This window comes from Salinibacterium sp. UTAS2018 (assembly GCF_004118935.1).
Classification (GTDB): domain Bacteria; phylum Actinomycetota; class Actinomycetes; order Actinomycetales; family Microbacteriaceae; genus Rhodoglobus.
Window position 1 is genome coordinate 1,305,955 of sequence record NZ_CP035375.1, and the last position, 18,081, is coordinate 1,324,035.

Consider the following 18,081-nt stretch of genomic DNA (forward strand, 5'->3'; position numbering starts at 1 on the left):
CGGGAACCTTAGGATGGCACGTTCGAGAAGAAACTAGGGCAACTCTCGAACAACGGGAATAATCACAACAGCATAACAGTTATGCCGCCGGAGCCAAGTATTCTTCCCAATCTGGGAGTGCCCTTTCAATTCCCCTTACAAGCCACGCGCTCGTGTGCGGCGGCCGGGGCTTAATGAGCAGGCGCCACTTCATCTCGGCAGGCGTGCGATTGCTCTTCACGTTATTACAACGCAGGCAGCACGCGACTAAGTTCTCCCACGAGTCTTCGCCGCCGCGCGACCGCGGCATGACGTGGTCAATCGTGTTCGCCGAACCGCCGCAATACCCGCAGCGGTGGCCATCTCGCCGCAGTACTCCACGGCGCGAGACGGGCAGCCTTCGGGTTGAGGGAATGCGCACATAATTGCGCAAAATAATGACCGACGGTCTCTCCCACGCTCCGGTGGAGCCCCAGACTGGATGCTCCGAATCGGCCGCGACAATCGTCGCCTTCTGATTCAGTACGAGCACGATCGCTCGCTTAAAAGACACGACCGCGAGCGGCTCATAGCCGGCGTTCAGGACCAAAGTGCGCATTCTCATCCTCTCGAAAGAGCCTGCACGGCTTGCAGGCAATCGACTTCCCTGAAATTCAGCGAAAAGGAGGCAGAAACACAAAAAGGCACCGTCGCGAGACGATGCCTAGTGATTCAGCGCGCGAAAACTACCGCGCACAGTACTGCTGTGTCGTATGTCGAAGTGGGCACGCGCATCCACGGTTTGGATGCTGCACCTACCTAACATGCGATTCTCCGGTTCATTCGTGAACTCCAAGGGCTACAGGCTAACCCAATTTTGGGAGGCGACTGCGCGCGGGCACGCCGAATGGAATGACGAGACGGTGACGCCCCGGTAAACAGAGAATGCAGAGAACTACGCCGTGGGCTTCTCGACGAAAATGTGCACGGCTACCTCATTGGGCAGTTCGAGACCTTCACCGAAACCTTCAACGGTAACCGCTACGTACGAGTCAGCGGCAGCAAACGTAGCCGTCTTACCGGGCATTACACCAGCGCTGAAGAGTTGCTGCAACAGTTCAGGTTCAAACTGTACGGGCTCGCCCAGTCGACGGATGAGGCCGGGAACGGGAGCCGAAGTATTGGCGACGAGCTCCACAATGTTCACCATGCCCGCGCTGAACGAGGGAGCAGCGGTGCCACCCAATTCTTCGAGCCCGGGGATCGGATTGCCGTAGGGCGACTCCGTGGGGTGATCGAGCATTTCGATGAGCTTGCGCTCTACCTGCTCGCTCATGACGTGCTCCCACCGGCACGCTTCGTCGTGCACGAGCGCCCAATCGAGGCCGATGACATCGGCGAGAAGTCGCTCAGCGAGGCGATGCTTGCGCATGACTTGCGTGGCACGGCGGCGACCCTCCTCGGTGAATTCGAGGTGGCGGTCGCCTTCGACGACGACAAGGCCGTCACGTTCCATGCGGCCGATAGTTTGCGAAACGGTCGGCCCAGAGTGGCCGAGACGTTCGGAGATGCGGGCCCGCAAAGGCACGATGTTCTCTTCTTCAAGGTCAAGAATCGTGCGCAGGTACATCTCGGTGGTGTCAACGAGATCGGTCATGAAACAAGACTAGCCCGTACTGGCCAATAGAATCGGACGTATGGCTAGCCTGACGATTCCCAGCGACCTCCTTCCCGCCGACGGACGATTCGGATGCGGACCTTCCAAAGTGCGCCCCGAACAGGTCGAACACTTGGTGTCCGCCTCGCGCACCATCCTCGGCACGTCTCACCGCCAGGCACCCGTTCGCGACCTCGTGGGCCGTGTACGTACAGGCCTCGGCGAACTTTTCCAGATTCCCGAAGGCTACGAAGTTGTCATGGGCAATGGTGGCTCGACGGCTTTCTGGGATGCCGCAGCCTTCGCCCTGATCGAGCGCCGCAGCGCCCACCTTGCCTTCGGAGAGTTCGGTTCCAAGTTCGCGAAAGCGGCCGCAGCACCCCACCTCGAATCGCCTCACGTTGTTTCCGCCCCGGGCGGGTCGTTCGCTGAACTCGACGACATCAACGGTGCCGACGTCTTTGCGTACCCACACAACGAGACCTCCACCGGCGTGATGGCTCCGGTTCGCCGTTTCGACGACTCGAACGTTCTGACGGTTGTTGACGCGACGAGCGCAGCCGGCGGCATCCAGTTCGATGCCAACCAGGCCGACGTCTACTACTTCGCCCCGCAAAAGAACTTCGCGTCAGACGGTGGCCTCTGGTTCGCCCTCTTCTCCCCCGCCGCTATCGAGCGCGTCGAACGCATTGCGGCCTCGGGTCGTTACATCCCCGAGTTCCTGTCGCTCAAGAACGCGATCGACAACTCACGCCTGAACCAGACCCTCAACACTCCCGCGCTCAGCACGTTGCTGCTGCTCGAAAACCAGATCGACTGGATCAACGACAACGGCGGGTTGGCCTGGGCGGATGCCCGCACGCGCGAATCATCGTCGGTTCTCTACGACTGGGCTGCCGCCAGCGACGTCGCGACACCGTTCGTCACCAACCCGGAACACCGCTCACAGGTTGTTGTCACGGTTGACTTCGACGACTCCATCGATGCCACGGCTATCGACAAGACGTTGCGGGCAAATGGCATCGTCGACACCAACCCGTACCGCAAGCTCGGTCGCAACCAGCTGCGCGTGGCCACCTTCGTTGCCATCGAACCAAATGACGTACGCCAGTTGGTCTCATCGATCGACTACGTGATCGCGAACAGCCACTAATCTGAAACCGTGCGTATCTGGTTGAAAGACTCAGAGCGCCGGCCCGACCCTGAGCCGGTGCAGACCGACGACCGCAAGGCGATGCTTGTGGGCATGGGCTTGTGGGTGCTCGGCCTCGCTGTGTTGCTGCTCTTTATCGAGCCGCTCAACGAGGCCGGCAACCTCTGGTGGTTGTGGAGCGCCGTCGCCGGGCTCGTACTCGGCCTTATCGGACTGATCTACACGCACCTCAGGCGCGGAAAGAAGTCGCGCTAGTCTTCTTCGTCTGACTCGTCGAGGTCATCGATGCTAACGCCTTCGTGGTCGCCACCGCGAAAAGCGCCGGTGTCATAGTCGTCGTCCGACTCGTCGTCATCATCGTCGTCGTCGTCCGACTCATCGTCGTCGTCGTCATCATCCGACTCATCGTCATCATCGTCGTCGTCGTCCGACTCGTCATCGTCTTCGTCGTCATCCGATGCGTCGATGTCGACTCCGTCAAGGTCGCCGCCGTGCAATACGGAGGACCCGAATTCGTCATCGTCATCGTCATCATCGTCGTCGTCGTCGACTTCTTCTGCAGCAGCCTTTTCGGCATCCGCAGCTTCTGTAGCGGCCTGCGCTGCTTTGTAGTCAGCAAGACGTTCTGACCACGGCACCCAATCGGGCGAAAGCAGTGCACCTTGGGCAGGCATGAGCTCAGCCTCAAGAATGGTCGGCTCTTCGCCCTCGACGTGGGCAACGCTCACGGTCCAGTTCCAGCCCGGGTAGCCCAGCAGGGCCGATGCGAACAGCACCGAAACGGTGCCGTCGCTCTCGACCTGCTCACCCACGAGCGCGCCAATCGATGCGTCGGTGGTGATCTCGAGGAGTGCTCCCCGAGCAAGCTTCTCGTACTGGCTATTAGGCATCGAGTTCGTCCGCTACCTTTCGCAGCATTGAGGCAATCTTGGCGCCGTGCGCCTTATCGGGGTAACGACCTCGCTTGAGGCCGGAACCGATGCCGTCCATGAGCTTGACCAGATCTTCAATGATCACGGCCATGTCATCGGCGGGCTTTCGGTTGATCTTTGTCATGCTCGCAGGAGCATCCATGACTCGAACTGAGAGCGCCTGAGCACCCTTTTTACCGTCAGCAATACCGAACTCTAGGCGAGTACCTGCTTTAACCCCAGTCGTGCCCGCGGGCAACGCTGAGGCGTGCAAAAAGACCTCTTGGCCTTCATCACTCATGATGAAGCCAAAACCCTTCTCGTCGTCGTAAAACTTAACCTTGCCGGTAGGCATGGGCATGCTCCTTTGTAATCGTGACTCAAGCTTAGAACGTAAACGGGCGCGTATCCTTGTCTACGTGACAAATCACTCAACTGAACGCGACCTTCGTATCGAGCGTGTGCTCGCCTACCTCGTCGCCTTCTCGATCGCACTCGCTGTGCTTAGCTTTGTTGCCGTAGTCGTCGCTACTGCACTGGGCCAAACCGAATTCGATAACGGTATATGGCCCGCTGTGATAACTATGCCTCAATTTGCCTTGCCTTTGGGCGTGGTGTTCATCATCACCCTCGTGGTGCTGAACGGGCGCCGCCGCCAACGTGAGTACCGGAATGGCCACAATTAGCGATGCCGCTCTGCTGCTCGCCGCACAATTGCGCGCATTAGACGACAACCACCTTCTTGAGTTGTTGCGCTCGCGTGTCGTGCGTGCCAACTCCGTGAGCGATTTCTTTGATCTAGCGGATGCCCTGCAGCAGCCCACCTCGGTCGAACGCGTTCTCAGCACACTCGACCGCCCCACGCTCGCGACTCTCGCTGTGATCGCTGATACCGCGTCGCTCTCCGCCGCCGAGGTCGCCGCTGCGCTCGGGCACTTCGGTGCTGATGAGCTCGCCGTTCAGCGACGCTTAGACCGACTCATGAGCCTCGCCCTGCTCATCCACCGCGCTGGCCGCTACAGCGCCCCTGACGGCGTCACTGACCAGCTCGCGGGCTGGCCGTTCGACGACCTTCCCACCACGGGCGAGCTCTTGGAGACCCCACCGCCGTCGACCCTCACCTCGGTTGAACCGTCGCAGCGCGACAGCACCGACAGCATCGCGGCAGAGAACGCCTTCTCCACCACCAACGAAGTCACCGAGCTCATCAATCAATTGCGGTCGAGTCCGGTGCGCGATCTGGCTCGCGGCGGCGTCTCGCTTCCCGACTCGAAGCGACTGGCAGCGTCCATGTCCGTTCCGCTCGACAAGGTTGCCGGGCTCGTCGACATTGCGGAACGTGCCGGGCTCATCGCAACGACCAACGCCCAGTGGATGCCCACCGCCGCCGCTGCCGAGTGGATGGCCCGCGGGGCGGCTGATCGCTGGGTGCACCTCGCCGAGGCATGGCAGCAAGGCGTGCCCGACAACATCCGCACGATCCTCGCTGACCGCGTGCAGAGCTTCTGGGGCAGTGGCGTTGAAGACTACGTGCGGTGGTTGTTCCCGGCCGGCGTCGATGCCATGCTCCAACGCCTGCGTCGCTACGCCCGTGACGCCCGCCTCCTGGGTGTCACCGCCGAACAGCTACCGAGCAGTGCTGGAATTGCTCTGCTGACTCGCTCACCGGCCGAGGCCGCGGCGGTGATGGCAGAGAGCTTTCCCAACGAAGTTCACCAGGTCTACGTTCAGCCCGATCTCACCGTGATCTCGCCCGGTCCGTTGGCCCCGCAACTGGATGCCCGGCTGCGCGTGATCGCCGATGTCGAGACGCGTGCTCTGGCATCCACGTATCGCATCTCCCGTTCGAGCTTGCATCATGCAATGACGTTGGGCGAAACCCTCGAGGGCATGCGCAGCTTCTTGGCCGAGATCTCACTGACGGGTGTCCCTCAGCCGGTTGACTATCTGCTCAACGAGGCGGCAGCACGCCACGGTCTCGTTCGCGTTGGCGTGAACAGCGCCGGTGGCAGCTACGTGTCGTCTCCCGATTCGGTGATGCTGCAATCGATTGCCGTTGACCCCAACTTTGGTCCATTTGGGCTGCGCCACGAAGGTGCGCATCTCGTTTCTCGCTTTGGAGTCGAGCAACTGTTCTGGTCGCTCAGCGACGCGCGCTACCCCGTTGCTGCCGAAGACGCTGAAGGTCAGATTCTGTCGCTGCGACGCGATCAAGTGAGCACCGCGACTCCCGACGAGGCACACGACTCCGCCCCTGAACAGCTGCTCGTCAAGCTACGCAACGGTCAGGGTGGAGCAAACGGCGACGAAGACCAGGCGTGGCTGTCACGGCAAATTGAGGTCGCCATCCGCAACAAGCTATTGCTTCGAGTGACCGTCAAAATGCCGGATGACCGCGAGGTCGAGTACACGCTCGAACCCTCGAGCGTCGCTGCCGGCCGAATGCGGGGGCTAGACCGTGCGGCGGATATCGAGCGAACTCTGCCGTTGAAGAGCATCGTAGCGGTGGAAGCGACCACCGAACGCTAAGCATCCGGGCGTAAGGTTGGTCGGATGAACGCAGCCCCCGACGGACCCCTGATCGTGCAGTCTGACCGCACGGTTCTCTTAGAGGTCGCCCATCCTTTGGCGGAGGACGCTCGCCATGATTTGGCGGTATTCGCTGAGCTTGAGCGCGCCCCCGAGCACATTCACACCTACCGCATTACGCGACTGGGACTGTGGAATGCGCGGGCCGCGGGCCACGATGCACCCGCGATGTTGGAGACGCTCGAGAAGTACTCGAAGTTCCCGATTCCGCAGAGCGTCAGCGTTGACATCACCGAGACGGTTGGCCGCTATGGTCGACTCGTCATCGACCGGGACGACGATGGTGCGCTCACTCTGACCGCTACCGATCCTGCTGTGCTGCGCGAGATCACGCGCGCCAAGAAGGTCGCGAGCCTGCTGTTCGAACGCCGCGGCGATCACACGTACGTTGTTCAGGCCTGGGCTCGCGGCCAGCTCAAGCAAGAATTGTTGAAGCTGGGTTGGCCAGCTGAAGACAACGCCGGCTACACTCCCGGCACACCCCATGAGATTGCTCTGGATGCCGCGGGCTGGGGCCTGCGCGAGTACCAGCAGCACGCCATCGACAACTTCTTCGAGCACGGGTCGGGCGTCGTCGTTCTCCCCTGTGGTGCTGGAAAAACGCTCGTCGGCTTAGGCGCCATGGCCCAGAGCAAGACCACCACCCTGATTTTGGTGACCAACACGGTCTCTGCTCGTCAGTGGCGGGCAGAAATTCTGAAGCGCACCACCCTCACCGAAGACGAGGTTGGGGAGTACTCGGGGCAGACCAAAGAGATCTTGCCGGTCACGATTGCGACCTACCAAATTCTGACAGCCAAGCGAAAGGGCGAATACGCGCACCTTGCTCTGCTGGATGCTCTCGACTGGGGCCTTGTCGTGTACGACGAGGTTCACTTGTTGCCCGCCCCTGTCTTCAAGCTCACCGCCGATCTACAAGCGCGTCGCCGGCTTGGACTGACCGCAACTCTCGTGCGCGAAGATGGTCGCGAGGGCGACGTGTTCTCCCTCATCGGCCCCAAGCGCTTCGATGCGCCGTGGAAAGAGATCGAGGCCCAAGGCTTTATCTCCCCCGCCAGCTGCTACGAAGTTCGCGTCGATCTGCCTGAGAGCGACCGTCTCGAGTACGCAGCCTCGGCTGACGACGAACGGTTCCGTCTTGCTGCCGCGGCACCCGCCAAGATCAATGTGGTTCGTGCGCTCGTCGAAAAGCACGAGGGCGAACGCATTCTTGTCATTGGGCAATACCTCGACCAGATCGATACGCTCGCGACCCAGCTCAATGCCCCACAGCTCACCGGGGCCACGCCGGTTGCCGAGCGCGAACGTCTGTACCAAGAATTTCGCGAAGGCATCACCAAGGTATTGGTGGTCTCCAAGGTCGCCAACTTCTCCGTCGACCTGCCCGAGGCAACCGTCGCTATCCAAGTCAGCGGCTCGTTCGGCTCGCGTCAAGAAGAAGCTCAACGCCTCGGTCGCCTGCTGCGCCCCAAGGAGAGCGGCTTGCCCGCCAACTTCTACACGCTCGTTGCTCGCGACACCGTCGACCAAGACTTCGCGCAGAACCGCCAGCGCTTCTTGGCCGAACAGGGTTACAGCTACACAATTCTGGATGCCGCAGACCTGACGGCCTAGCGGGCCCATAGTCGTCACACCATCAGTCAACGTTCAGGAAACATGCAGATACTTGTTTCATGGCTGACGGACCCAAGATTCTGATTGTTGACGACGAACCCAACATTCGCGACCTTCTCACCACGAGCCTGCGCTTCGCAGGTTTCGCAGTGCGTGCGGTAGGAAGCGGGGCACAGACCATCTCGGCAGTTCTTGAAGAAGAACCCGACCTGATCATCCTCGACGTGATGTTGCCCGACATGAACGGCTTCGGGGTGACCAAACGCCTTCGCGCTTCGGGCTACACCTCCCCCATCCTGTTCTTGACGGCTAAGGACGACACCGAAGACAAGATCATGGGTCTCACCGTCGGCGGCGACGACTACGTCACCAAGCCGTTCAGCCTGGATGAGATCGTCGCTCGAATCAAAGCAATCCTTCGTCGCACGATGCAGGATGACGAAGAGACGATCATCCGCGCCGGTGACCTCACCATGGACCAGGACACTCACGAAGTGTCGATCGGCAGCGAACAGATCGAGCTCAGCCCCACCGAGTTCAAGCTGCTGCGCTACCTCATGCTCAACCCCAACCGAGTGCTCTCAAAGGCTCAGATCCTCGACCACGTCTGGGAATACGACTTCAACGGCGACGCCGGCATCGTAGAGAGCTACATCTCCTATCTGCGCCGCAAGCTGGATCAGCACACCGAAGAGCCGATCATTCAGACCAAGCGTGGCTTCGGCTACATGCTGAAGGCCGCTAAGCCGTAACCATCTCTGATGGCCAGCTCGACACCAACTGTGGCGTCGAGCTGGCCATATTTGTTCCCCATTCCCAGCCACGCAAGGTACCGTTCAGATCATGCAGGAGAACATCCCCGACGCGTGGAGCCGCATCTCGCTTCGCACGAAGGTCACCGGAGTCACGGTGCTTCTGCTGACCATGGGGCTCCTCGTCGCAGGCGTCGGCACCGCTGCCGTGCTGCGGGACTACCTGCTGCAGCAAACTGACGAAAAGATCAGCGCGGCGGCCGACGATCTCGGCGGCACCATCCAGTACACCGGCACGACGCTCGACCCGCAGTGCAGCGTTTCACGACTTCCCAACGATCTGTATTTCGCTGTGCTCAATCATGACGGCAGCATGCGCTGCAATAGCCGCGACGAGGATGCCGCCCGCCCCGTTCTTGACGGGCTTACGATCGCTGTCGCTGGCTCGCAGACGAGCGAGTTCACACTGCCGAGCTCCACCATCGGGGGCCAGTGGAGGGTTATCGCCTATCCCGCGATGAGCACGATCGGAACTGACTTCGTCACGATCGTGATCGCGAGAGACTTGGGTGACTCGAACGCGATCGTTGCTCGATATGCCGCAATTTTTCTCTTCTTCGGACTAACAGTTGTCATTGTCGGCGGGGCTCTTACTCGACTGCTGGTGACTTCCACCTTCGCGCCCCTTCGAGAAGTCGAAGCGACAGCGGCGCGATTCGCCGATGGCGACTTCGATCAACGATTGTCTGTGGCCACCCCCAACACCGAAGTCGGGCGCCTCAATCGCTCCCTTAACTCGATGCTGGGTCGGATTGATCGCGCCTTCGCCGACCGCGCGCGCACTATTGACCAAATGCGCCGCTTCGTCGGCGATGCAAGCCACGAACTTCGAACGCCACTCGTCACAGTTCGCGGATACGCCGAGCTCTACCGCATGGGCGCCATCACCAAACCTGACGATGTCGCTCAAGCTATGGAGCGAATCGAGAAGGAAGCCATCCGCATGGGCGGCTTGGTCGAAGACCTTCTCGAGTTGGCGCGCATCGACGGAACTAAGCCGCCCCAGCTCACCGAAGTAGACCTTCTCCCCCTCGCTAACGATGCTGCGATGGATGCTCGCGCCTCCACCGGCCGAGTCGTCACCGTGATCAATACGAATCCTCGCATCGACTCCGATGCCGTCGTGAAACCACTCCTCGACGAAGATGAGGACACCGACACAACGGCGATCACCATTCCCGAGAGCTCGGACCCTCATCCCGCCACCCCTGCGCGCGGCGTCGCCGCTCTTGCTACCGGGTCAATCGCCGCTGCTGGTGCGCGCCTCTCGCGTCTTGCTTCACGCAAGAAGTCTGCCGCAGTGGCAAAAGCTGCTGCACGGATTACGCAGGCAGTTGCGCCGGTGCCGAACGATCTCAATGCCGTGGTCATGGCAGAAGAGAACAAGATCCGTCAGGTGCTCACGAACCTGGTTACGAACGCGCTGCGCTTCACCAGCGACACCCCCGTAGAGATTGGCGTCGGTGTCGATCACGAACGCCGCGTCGCTGTGCTGTCGGTCATTGACCATGGTGAGGGCATCCCGGAGCAGATTCGCAATAAGGTTTTTGAGCGCTTCTGGCGCGCCGACAGCTCACGTAACCGCGACACTGGCGGCAGTGGACTGGGGCTCGCTATCGTGTCGGCCATTGTCAGCGCCCATAAGGGGACCGTTCAAGCGCTCGAGACCCCGGGCGGCGGTGCAACCTTCCGCGTGGAACTTCCCCTCCTCCCCAGCAAGGTTGTCGCGAAAGAAGTGACGGAAGCCGAATAGCTGCGGCGCGAAGTTTTCGCCAGAATCTATCGTCGAGTTATGACTCGATACCAAGTAGATAGCGAAGCCGTTCTCAGCGCCACCGGAGCGGTACAGAATTCCATTGGCCGCATCCAAGCCGAGGTAGCAGGGCTCCATGCACAACTCACGAACCTGCAAGGGTCGTGGACGGGCCAGGCAGCCACGGCGTTCTCGACGGTCGTGACCGACTGGAAAGCCACCCAGCAGCGGGTCGAGGAGAATCTCGCTGCCATCAATACGGCGCTGAGCCAAGCCGGCCAGCAGTACGCGGAGATTGAAGCGGCTAACGCACGTCTCTTCTCCCGCTAGCCCGCAACACAGCCCTCGCTGGCGGATCACACAGCGCGGTGCGCAACCCTGCATGCTGAGCGTGCATGTGCACATGTACGCGCACTGCAGCGAGATGCTCCGGGAGGCTGCAATCAGTTGCCTGAGCTGTTGTCTCGCGGCAACGCCTTAACGCCAGAATGGGCGCCTCCCGAAGGAGACGCCCATTCTGTGTTGTTCAGTGAAGCGGTGTGAAGCGGTGTGAAGCGGTGGACTTAGAAGTCCATGCCGCCCGACGGGTCACCCATGGGTGCCGGGTTCTTCTCGGGCTTGTCAGCGACAACGGCCTCGGTGGTCAAGAACAGACCAGCGATCGACGATGCGTTGAGCAGAGCTGAGCGCGTTACCTTTACCGGGTCATTGATTCCAGCAGCAAGCATGTCGACGTATTCGCCGGTAGCCGCGTTGAGACCGTGACCTACAGCGAGGTTGCGAACCTTGTCAGCGACAACACCCGGCTCCATGCCAGCGTTGAGTGCGATCTGCTTGAGCGGAGCGTCGATAGCAACGCGAACGATGTTCGCTCCGGTTGCTTCGTCGCCGACCAAGTCAGCCATTGCCTGGCTGTCGAATGCGATCTTGCCAGCCTGAATCAGAGCCACGCCACCACCGGCGACGATTCCCTCTTCAACAGCTGCCTTTGCGTTACGAACTGCGTCCTCAATGCGGTGCTTGCGCTCCTTGAGTTCAACCTCAGTTGCGGCACCAGCCTTGATGACTGCAACACCACCGGCGAGCTTGGCGAGACGCTCTTGGAGCTTCTCACGGTCGTAGTCGCTGTCGGTGTTGTCGATCTCGGCGCGGATCTGCTTGACGCGACCTGCGATCGCCTCTTCTTCACCAGCGCCTTCGATGATCGTGGTCTCGTCCTTGGTGATAACGACCTTGCGGGCGCGACCGAGGAGTTCGAGAGTGGCGTTCTCGAGCTTGAGTCCAACTTCTTCGGAGATGACCTGTCCACCGGTGAGGATGGCGATGTCAGCGAGCTGAGCCTTGCGACGGTCACCGAAGCCGGGAGCCTTGACGGCAACCGACTTGAAGATGCCACGGATCTTGTTCACAACGAGAGTTGCAAGCGCTTCGCCGTCAACGTCTTCAGCAATGATGAGCAGCTGCTTGCCGCTCTGGATTACCTTGTCGACGATGGGGAGCAGATCCTTGATGTTCGAGATCTTGCCGTTGACGATAAGAACGTAAGGGTCTTCGAAGACCGCTTCTTGACGCTCCTGGTCGGTGACGAAGTATGCCGACAGGAATCCCTTGTCGAAGCGCATACCTTCGGTGAGCTCAAGCTCGGTGCCGAACGTGTTCGACTCCTCAACGGTGACAACACCTTCCTTGCCGACCTTGTCGATCGCTTCAGCGATAAGGGCACCGATTTCGGGGTCACCAGCAGAAATGGATGCGGTAGCCGCGATCTCTTCCTTGGTTTCGATCTCCTTGGCGCTCGCAATGAGTGCCTCAATGACCGAGTTGGTTGCCTTTTCGATACCGCGCTTGAGGCTGATGGGGTCTGCACCCGCAGCAACGTTGCGGAGGCCTTCGCGAACGAGAGCCTGAGCGAGAACAACAGAAGTTGTCGTTCCGTCTCCGGCAACGTCATCCGTCTTCTTTGCTACCTCTTTGACGAGCTCTGCACCGATCTTTTCGAACGGGTCGTCGAGCTCGATTTCTTTGGCGATGGATACGCCGTCGTTCGTGATGGTGGGAGCGCCCCACTTCTTCTCGAGAACTACGTTGCGACCTCGTGGGCCGAGCGTGACCTTTACGGCGTCAGCGAGAATGTTCAGGCCGCGCTCGAGGCCGCGACGGGCCTCTTCGTTGAAAGCAATGATCTTTGCCATGTGTGTTTCTCGTCCCTCCCGGACGTCGTACAAGCGAATAAGTTGGCACTCAGCCTATGCGAGTGCCAAGGTCAAAATTAGCACTCGACAGGGGCGAGTGCAAGACGGCACAGCGCGCTCGATAGGGGCGAGTGCAAGACGGCACAGCGCACTCGACAGGGGCGAGTGCAAGACAGCACAGCGCACCCGCTGCGGCTGCGCCCGCGTCAGCGTGGAGCGCCCGGTTGTGTGCGTGAGTGAGGTGCTTACTTCGCCTGGTCGTGCGCTATTCGGTGGGTTCTTCGGTTGCGGCTGTGGCCGGTGCGAGGTAGTCGGCGCCGATGACGATGGTGATTTCAGCCGCGGGGAATACGTCGGCTTCTACGAGGCGAATTTCTCCACGGTCGAGGGTTGCTGCGAGCCCGGCGGCGACGTCTTCGTCGGCTTCGTTGCTGTAGTAGATGTAGGTGACTTCAATGGCACGGTCGGAGGCTGGTGCGGCACTGCCGGTGGGCCAGCCTGCGGCGGTTAGTTCGTCGAGTACGGTGCTGTCCAGTTCGCTTTCAGCGGTGCCGTTGAGCACGTCGATGGTGATTTTACGTGCTGGGTCAATGGTGGTGGGGTCGGTGACCGGGGCAACGGTTGCGGTGGGTTCTGGGGTGGCGATGGTCTCTTCGGGGCTGGCGAAGAAGGGCAGCCCGAGGTCGTCATCGAGGTATTGGCTGAGGGCGAAGAGGCCGCCAAAGACGAGTACACCGGTGGCGAGTAGAGCCCAGGCGAAGCTGATCCAGCCGCGCCCGCGTCGCTTGGGGCCACGGTGCGCACCAATGCGTTCGACGTCGTCGGGCAGTTCGTCGAATCGGTCTTTGGGATAACTCGCCATTGCTTAGTCTGTCTATTCTTCGTTGTGGTGACTGGTGGTGCGCACGGTGCGCGTGCGTTTGTCTCGAGTGCGGCGCAGTCGCGAGACCAGCATGGGATCGTATCGTACGGCTGCGGGAGTGTCGATTACCGAGTTGAGCATTTGATAATAGCGCGCACTGGAGACGTGAAACTGGGAGCTGATTGCTTCTTCTTTTGCGCCGACGTGGCGGGTCCATTCGCGCTCAAAGTCGAGGATGGCGGTGTCGCGCTCAGACAGGCCGGTGGCGGGGCGTGATGCGTTTTCGTTTTCGTTTTCTGACACGGCCTACCTCCATTGTGTAGGTAAGCCTAGGGCGTGGGCCGTGTGGCTTTGTCGAGCGACTCGGCTTGGGAGCCCATTCGGCGCCGCTCGAGGTTAGGATTGCCTTAGTACCCCTTTCTTCGATTGGTTTCTATGCGCACCCGACTCCTCACTGCTGCTGTGGTGTTGTCTGGCGTTCTGCTGGCTACGAGCGGATGCTCGGCTTCACCGATTGCGCAGACTGCTGCAGTGACCGTGACCGCTGACCTCTCCTCTCCGCTGTCGTCGTTGACGGTGTTGAACGAGGCGAAGGACTACAGCGGGCTCGTGCAGGCGGCGCTTCCGACTTCCGGTATTTCCGTTCCGGATGAAGTGCCCGCGCAGTCGTTGCCGGTAACCGTCATGTCCCATGATTTGTCGGGCGATGTTCCCGTGACGGTGCTGTCGACGGATCGCGTGGTGGCCATGGATATTTCAGGGTCGATCGCGGCGACGATCGCCGGGTTGGGCTTGATCGATTCTCTCGTGGCGCGAGATATCTCGACGACGTTTGATGAGGCATCCGAATTGCCTGTAATTACGTCGAACGCTCATACCGTCAATAGCGAGGCGATTCTGGCGTTGCGCCCCGATCTTGTGCTGACAGATGGGTCGATTGGCCCGATCGACGTTGTGGTGCAGCTACGGGATGCCGGCATTCCCGTGGTGTTTGTCGACACCGAGGCGTCCGTGGATGGCGTTGCCGAGCTGGCGCGGCAAACGAGCGCTGCATTCGGCGCTCCGGCCGCTGGTGAAGCTCTGGGTTCACAATTGACTGCCGAGATCGACGCAAAGATTGCCGAAATCGCCGAAATCGTGCCCTCCGGTGAGCGTTTACGCATGATGTTCCTCTACTTGAGGGGCACCTCGGGGGTGTATTACTTGTTCGGCCAAGAGTCGGGCTCCGATGTTCTCATCGACGCTCTGGGCGGGGTGGATGTTGCGGCCGAGATTGGCCTCGAAGGTATGCGTCCGATGACAGACGAGGCGATGGTCGCGGCAAACCCCGATCTCATTTTGGTGATGACCGGCGGTCTCGAAAGCGTGGGTGGCGTGAGCGGATTGCTCGAAGCACGGCCCGCAGTGGCTCTCACCGAGGCGGGCATGAACCAACGATTCGTTGAGATGGATGACGGCGAGATCCTGAGCTTCGGCCCCCGCACCGTCACCGTGCTGGATGCGCTGGCTCGCGCAATTTACGCGCCGACTTCCGGCTCCTAAATCGCGCTCAGCTGTCGCTGCTGTCCTTCGTGGGTTCGAGCGTGCGAGCAGTCCCGCGACGACGGCTGACGAAGAAGACCACGCTGACGCCACCGACAATTACGATAACGGACGCCAACACCATGAGGTTGCGGGCCACAACCGGGTAGGTCGCGCGCGGTTCAGGCATGCACTCGGGCGTTGCGCTGAAGCTCACAGTAATCGGGTCAAATTCTTCGCCCGCTGGGTAGGTTCCGAAAGCAGCGGAGCCGGCATCGGTGAGCGTCACTGGAGCACTGTCGAGCACCGCTGTGCCGTCGTCGACCGAGATCGCTGAGACGTCAATCGTGGCGAACTTCACGTCGACCGCATCCACGGGGAGACCATCTTGAGTGGTCCCCGAAACATCGAAGATAAGGACTGCTGTCGGGGTGCTGTCAAAGACAATTTCTAGCCCACTGAGCGTGGTGTCAAGGATGCCGTCGTGCCCCGTGAAGCGAAGCGTTCCGTCGAACGCGATCGTACCTTCGCCCGCGTCGAGCTCGCCCGAGCCTGCAGCCCAACCGAAATTGGGGGTTTCGTAAGTGGCGCCGTCGCCGACAGCCCACTCGCCGTGAGCAATCGTGCCGCTGATGTACGACCGAAGCGACTCTTTGACGCCCCAGGTGATCGCGGCATCCGACACATCACACACGGCGGAGTCGGCGGCAAGGGTGGCATCGGCGGGTGCAATATTCGCGTGTGCAAGGCTCGCGCCCGCGGCATCCGGAACCGCAGCGTTGCTTGTCATCGGCGTCAGTGCGATGGCGACGGCGGTGACCACGAGCGCGGCGGGGCCGAGCAAGCAGACGTTGAGGCGGCGCATTACTGGGCGGGACGGTACATCGACTGATGCATGATGGTGGCCTCTTCGTATAGCTCGCCAAAGGATTCGAATCCGAATTTGGCGTAGAGCGGCACGATGTAGTCCTGGGCGTGCAGCATCATGGCCTGGCCGTTGTAGTCGTCGACGATGCGCTTCATGATGACCTGCGCGAGACCTTGGCCACGGCGATCATCTCTCACCACAACGCGACCGATGACGCAGTGGCCATCGAGGTATTCCGCGGTTTCGTTGTGGAGGACGCGGATGTAGGCGGCGACTCCGAGGTCGTCAGCGATCCAATAGTGACGGGTGGCATCCTCTTGATCACGGTCATCAAGTTCGGTCTCGTCGACTTTTTGCTCAACAAAAAATACGTCAGTGCGCAGTTTCATGATCGAGTAGAGCTCGGATGTTGTTAATTCGCCCCAAGACTTGGCGATCACGGAATCAATAGTCACATCCCCGAGTTTAATGTACTGAGCAGCGAAAGCTCACGAATAGAGGAGACCACATGACGTACAAGGTGACAAAGACCGAAGAGCAATGGCGCGATGAGCTCGGAATCAAGTACTCAGTGCTGCGCGAAGCCGGAACCGACCGTCCGTGGTCTGGCGCCCTTCTCGACGAGAAGCGTGCGGGCACCTACCGCTGTGGCGCCTGCAGCGCTGAGCTTTTCAAGAGCGACACCAAGTTCGATTCCGGTTCGGGATGGCCCAGCTTCTATGAAGCCATCAATCCGGATGCCGTCGAGCTTCGCGAAGACCGTTCTCTCGGAATGGTGCGCACCGAAGTTGTGTGTGCCACGTGTGGTTCACACCTCGGACATTTGTTCGACGACGCCCACCAGACTCCGACCGGTGACCGTTTCTGCTTGAACTCGAGTTCGTTGGAGTTCGACGAACAGGACTAATTCGACAGCAGAGTTTTAGGCGGTCGTTGACTCGAGAGTGACGCGATCGCCACAGCGATGAGGGTGAGCACCACACCGATTACGGTGGTCGGTGCCACCCCATCGCTGTCTGTAGGCAAAAGAATTTCGAGCGCGAGCGCCCCGATGAGTTGGCCGGCGATCGATCCGAGGGCAAAGAACAGCACACCCGTTATCGGCACCAGCACCGCTGCAACCACGATGAAGATCACACCAATCGCGCCGCCGATGTACAGCGTGGGGTCGGTCGGGAAGGTGTGCTGCCAGCCACTCGCAAAGCCGTAGGAGATCGCTGCGATCGCCAACACCGAGGTGCCGACGATGAAGTTGACGTACGTGGCCGTGAGTGGCGATCGCGTCACATGACGCACGTGACCGTTGATGGCCTGCTGCCAGCCAATCCCGAATCCGGCTGACAACGGCAAAAACACGAGCAGGAACGGCCCGTCGAGTCGCAAGTCGGCCAGGCCCGAGAAAATTACTGCCCCCACTGCGAGGGCGGATGCCGCCACCCGCAAGACCGTGACCGGTCGCTTCTGAAGGCTGCCGATTCCGACGCGGTCGATTACGGCGGAGCTGATCGTTTGACTTGCGACGACCGCCACGGTGAAGAGTGCGACGCCCAGCGCGGTGGCTGCGAGACCCTGAGTCAAGACAAAGAAAGCGCCGAACGCTCCCCCGGTGAGGTACCACCAGGGCAGTCGTCTGCTGGTTACTTCGGTGCGGAGTGTACGGAAACCAGCCCGAGCGGTGGGCACGAATGGCACGATGAGCGTGAGAATAAGTAGGCCTGAGCCGAAGGAAATTAGCGCGGCGAGAGTGGAGTCGTGAAGCTCTACAGCGAGCTCGCCGTTAATGCGACTTTGGGCTGCGACGAGGCCGCCGGCGACAATTGCGGCGAAGATTCCCGCGAGCGCACGACGCCGACTTCGGGGTGTGGTTGGGAGCATGGGTGCATTCATGTCTAAAATAGGGCGTTGGCCCAAGCCTCCTTAGCTCAGCTGGCTAGAGCACCGCTCTTGTAAAGCGGGGGTCGTCGGTTCGAATCCGACAGGAGGCCCAACAGAATGTCGAGGGCCGTCGGGGTTGCTTTAACCCTAACGGCCTTCGACATTGTTGTTTAACCAGTCGTCGATGTCGAGCCGCCATGTCGGGTCGACCACCACGGTGAGGGCGGCACCCTCATCGATCGTGGCGTAGCCGGCGGGTCTGTTCGAGCTTCACTGACTGGTCGAAGCCGAACCCTTCTCTGCAGCCCAAGCTCCT

At 60.6% G+C, this 18,081-nt stretch carries 20 protein-coding genes and 1 tRNA gene; 11 read left to right on the forward strand and 10 right to left on the reverse strand.

Translation table 11 applies throughout. From position 1 onward, the window contains the following. Positions 1-79: 79 nt before the first annotated feature. Together ESZ53_RS06190 and ESZ53_RS06195 are read right to left on the reverse strand one after the other, a co-directional pair. Positions 80-577, reverse strand: a complete 498-nt coding sequence (locus ESZ53_RS06190) for an HNH endonuclease (RefSeq protein WP_129072028.1) — start codon at positions 575-577, stop codon at positions 80-82. A 336-nt stretch (positions 578-913) separates the two neighbouring features. Further along, positions 914-1,615, reverse strand: coding sequence for a metal-dependent transcriptional regulator (locus ESZ53_RS06195; RefSeq protein WP_129072029.1), 702 nt, complete (start codon positions 1,613-1,615; stop codon positions 914-916). Positions 1,616-1,655: 40 nt separating this feature from the next. Here ESZ53_RS06195 and serC point away from each other — a divergent pair, with 40 nt between their 5' ends. Further along, positions 1,656-2,768, forward strand: a complete 1,113-nt coding sequence (gene serC, locus ESZ53_RS06200) for a phosphoserine transaminase (protein ID WP_129072030.1) — start codon at positions 1,656-1,658, stop codon at positions 2,766-2,768. Between the two features lie 9 nt (positions 2,769-2,777). Next, positions 2,778-3,023, forward strand: a complete 246-nt coding sequence (locus ESZ53_RS06205; RefSeq protein WP_129072031.1) for a DUF2530 domain-containing protein — start codon at positions 2,778-2,780, stop codon at positions 3,021-3,023. Here ESZ53_RS06205 and ESZ53_RS06210 read toward each other — a convergent pair. Both ESZ53_RS06210 and ESZ53_RS06215 read right to left on the reverse strand, forming a co-directional pair. Continuing rightward, entirely contained in the window at positions 3,020-3,658 is a 639-nt protein-coding gene (locus tag ESZ53_RS06210; RefSeq protein ID WP_129072032.1) for a DUF3027 domain-containing protein, read from the reverse strand. The two genes, ESZ53_RS06205 and ESZ53_RS06210, sit on opposite strands and share 4 nt — an antisense overlap. Further along, on the reverse strand, positions 3,651-4,034 hold the full coding sequence (locus ESZ53_RS06215) for a cold-shock protein (RefSeq protein WP_100388389.1): 384 nt from the start codon (positions 4,032-4,034) through the stop codon (positions 3,651-3,653). The genes ESZ53_RS06210 and ESZ53_RS06215 overlap by 8 nt, the downstream gene beginning before the upstream one ends. Before the next feature lie 64 nt (positions 4,035-4,098). Here ESZ53_RS06215 and ESZ53_RS06220 point away from each other — a divergent pair, with 64 nt between their 5' ends. The 6 genes from ESZ53_RS06220 to ESZ53_RS06245 all read left to right on the forward strand — a co-directional run bounded on the left by ESZ53_RS06220 (position 4,099) and on the right by ESZ53_RS06245 (position 10,777). Then, the gene (locus tag ESZ53_RS06220) at positions 4,099-4,365 is read left to right on the forward strand and encodes a hypothetical protein (protein ID WP_246837405.1); all 267 of its coding nucleotides are present in this window, start codon (positions 4,099-4,101) and stop codon (positions 4,363-4,365) included. After that, positions 4,352-6,208: a helicase-associated domain-containing protein gene (locus tag ESZ53_RS06225; RefSeq protein WP_129072034.1), complete on the forward strand. Its 1,857-nt coding sequence runs from the start codon at positions 4,352-4,354 to the stop codon at positions 6,206-6,208. The genes ESZ53_RS06220 and ESZ53_RS06225 overlap by 14 nt, the downstream gene beginning before the upstream one ends. Positions 6,209-6,232: 24 nt before the next feature. Continuing rightward, positions 6,233-7,882, forward strand: coding sequence for a DNA repair helicase XPB (locus ESZ53_RS06230; protein ID WP_129072035.1), 1,650 nt, complete (start codon positions 6,233-6,235; stop codon positions 7,880-7,882). Between the two features lie 59 nt (positions 7,883-7,941). Continuing rightward, a complete protein-coding gene (locus ESZ53_RS06235; RefSeq protein WP_100388384.1) occupies positions 7,942-8,634 on the forward strand; it encodes a response regulator transcription factor in 693 nt (230 codons plus the stop codon). Positions 8,635-8,725: 91 nt separating this feature from the next. After that, positions 8,726-10,447, forward strand: a complete 1,722-nt coding sequence (locus tag ESZ53_RS06240) for a HAMP domain-containing sensor histidine kinase (protein ID WP_129072036.1) — start codon at positions 8,726-8,728, stop codon at positions 10,445-10,447. A gap of 39 nt (positions 10,448-10,486) precedes the next feature. Beyond that, on the forward strand, positions 10,487-10,777 hold the full coding sequence (locus ESZ53_RS06245; RefSeq protein ID WP_129072037.1) for a WXG100 family type VII secretion target: 291 nt from the start codon (positions 10,487-10,489) through the stop codon (positions 10,775-10,777). A gap of 233 nt (positions 10,778-11,010) precedes the next feature. On the opposite strand, the gene groL is transcribed toward ESZ53_RS06245, so the two are convergent. The 3 genes from groL to ESZ53_RS06260 form a co-directional block, all read right to left on the reverse strand. Further along, positions 11,011-12,639: a chaperonin GroEL gene (groL, locus tag ESZ53_RS06250; RefSeq protein WP_129072038.1), complete on the reverse strand. Its 1,629-nt coding sequence runs from the start codon at positions 12,637-12,639 to the stop codon at positions 11,011-11,013. A 265-nt stretch (positions 12,640-12,904) separates the two neighbouring features. Next, positions 12,905-13,501, reverse strand: a complete 597-nt coding sequence (locus ESZ53_RS06255; protein WP_129072039.1) for a LytR C-terminal domain-containing protein — start codon at positions 13,499-13,501, stop codon at positions 12,905-12,907. 12 nt (positions 13,502-13,513) lie between these two features. Continuing rightward, the gene (locus ESZ53_RS06260) at positions 13,514-13,804 is read right to left on the reverse strand and encodes a DUF3263 domain-containing protein (RefSeq protein WP_129072040.1); all 291 of its coding nucleotides are present in this window, start codon (positions 13,802-13,804) and stop codon (positions 13,514-13,516) included. A 132-nt stretch (positions 13,805-13,936) separates the two neighbouring features. On the opposite strand from ESZ53_RS06260, the gene ESZ53_RS06265 reads away from it, so the two are divergent. Continuing rightward, positions 13,937-15,043, forward strand: a complete 1,107-nt coding sequence (locus tag ESZ53_RS06265) for a hemin ABC transporter substrate-binding protein (RefSeq protein WP_129072041.1) — start codon at positions 13,937-13,939, stop codon at positions 15,041-15,043. Positions 15,044-15,050: 7 nt separating this feature from the next. Here ESZ53_RS06265 and ESZ53_RS06270 read toward each other — a convergent pair whose 3' ends face one another. After that, positions 15,051-15,887 (reverse strand): HtaA domain-containing protein, encoded by an 837-nt coding sequence (locus ESZ53_RS06270; protein ID WP_129072042.1) that lies wholly within the window; start codon positions 15,885-15,887, stop codon positions 15,051-15,053. Further along, the gene (locus ESZ53_RS06275; RefSeq protein ID WP_246837406.1) at positions 15,887-16,345 is read right to left on the reverse strand and encodes a GNAT family N-acetyltransferase; all 459 of its coding nucleotides are present in this window, start codon (positions 16,343-16,345) and stop codon (positions 15,887-15,889) included. Before ESZ53_RS06275 ends, ESZ53_RS06270 begins: the two co-directional genes overlap by 1 nt. Positions 16,346-16,398: 53 nt before the next feature. Here ESZ53_RS06275 and msrB point away from each other — a divergent pair, with 53 nt between their 5' ends. Continuing rightward, positions 16,399-16,797: a peptide-methionine (R)-S-oxide reductase MsrB gene (gene msrB / locus ESZ53_RS06280; RefSeq protein WP_129072043.1), complete on the forward strand. Its 399-nt coding sequence runs from the start codon at positions 16,399-16,401 to the stop codon at positions 16,795-16,797. On the opposite strand, the gene ESZ53_RS06285 is transcribed toward msrB, so the two are convergent. Next, positions 16,794-17,765, reverse strand: coding sequence for a DMT family transporter (locus tag ESZ53_RS06285; protein ID WP_129072044.1), 972 nt, complete (start codon positions 17,763-17,765; stop codon positions 16,794-16,796). The genes msrB and ESZ53_RS06285 overlap by 4 nt on opposite strands. Before the next feature lie 36 nt (positions 17,766-17,801). On the opposite strand from ESZ53_RS06285, the gene ESZ53_RS06290 reads away from it, so the two are divergent. Then, positions 17,802-17,875: transfer RNA gene (locus ESZ53_RS06290), tRNA-Thr, on the forward strand. Positions 17,876-18,081: the final 206 nt, after the last annotated feature.

Excerpts from the sequence above, each read along its gene's own strand:
- ESZ53_RS06190 (WP_129072028.1), bottom strand. The coding sequence starts at position 577 with ATGCGCACTTTGGTCCTGAACGCCGGCTATGAGCCGCTCGCGGTCGTG.
- ESZ53_RS06195 (WP_129072029.1), bottom strand. The coding sequence starts at position 1,615 with ATGACCGATCTCGTTGACACCACCGAGATGTACCTGCGCACGATTCTT.
- serC (WP_129072030.1), top strand. The coding sequence starts at position 1,656 with ATGGCTAGCCTGACGATTCCCAGCGACCTCCTTCCCGCCGACGGACGA.
- ESZ53_RS06210 (WP_129072032.1), bottom strand. The coding sequence starts at position 3,658 with ATGCCTAATAGCCAGTACGAGAAGCTTGCTCGGGGAGCACTCCTCGAG.
- ESZ53_RS06215 (WP_100388389.1), bottom strand. The coding sequence starts at position 4,034 with ATGCCTACCGGCAAGGTTAAGTTTTACGACGACGAGAAGGGTTTTGGC.
- ESZ53_RS06225 (WP_129072034.1), top strand. The coding sequence starts at position 4,352 with ATGGCCACAATTAGCGATGCCGCTCTGCTGCTCGCCGCACAATTGCGC.
- ESZ53_RS06230 (WP_129072035.1), top strand. The coding sequence starts at position 6,233 with ATGAACGCAGCCCCCGACGGACCCCTGATCGTGCAGTCTGACCGCACG.
- ESZ53_RS06235 (WP_100388384.1), top strand. The coding sequence starts at position 7,942 with ATGGCTGACGGACCCAAGATTCTGATTGTTGACGACGAACCCAACATT.
- ESZ53_RS06240 (WP_129072036.1), top strand. The coding sequence starts at position 8,726 with ATGCAGGAGAACATCCCCGACGCGTGGAGCCGCATCTCGCTTCGCACG.
- ESZ53_RS06245 (WP_129072037.1), top strand. The coding sequence starts at position 10,487 with ATGACTCGATACCAAGTAGATAGCGAAGCCGTTCTCAGCGCCACCGGA.
- groL (WP_129072038.1), bottom strand. The coding sequence starts at position 12,639 with ATGGCAAAGATCATTGCTTTCAACGAAGAGGCCCGTCGCGGCCTCGAG.
- ESZ53_RS06255 (WP_129072039.1), bottom strand. The coding sequence starts at position 13,501 with ATGGCGAGTTATCCCAAAGACCGATTCGACGAACTGCCCGACGACGTC.
- ESZ53_RS06265 (WP_129072041.1), top strand. The coding sequence starts at position 13,937 with ATGCGCACCCGACTCCTCACTGCTGCTGTGGTGTTGTCTGGCGTTCTG.
- ESZ53_RS06270 (WP_129072042.1), bottom strand. The coding sequence starts at position 15,887 with ATGCGCCGCCTCAACGTCTGCTTGCTCGGCCCCGCCGCGCTCGTGGTC.
- msrB (WP_129072043.1), top strand. The coding sequence starts at position 16,399 with ATGACGTACAAGGTGACAAAGACCGAAGAGCAATGGCGCGATGAGCTC.
- ESZ53_RS06285 (WP_129072044.1), bottom strand. The coding sequence starts at position 17,765 with ATGCTCCCAACCACACCCCGAAGTCGGCGTCGTGCGCTCGCGGGAATC.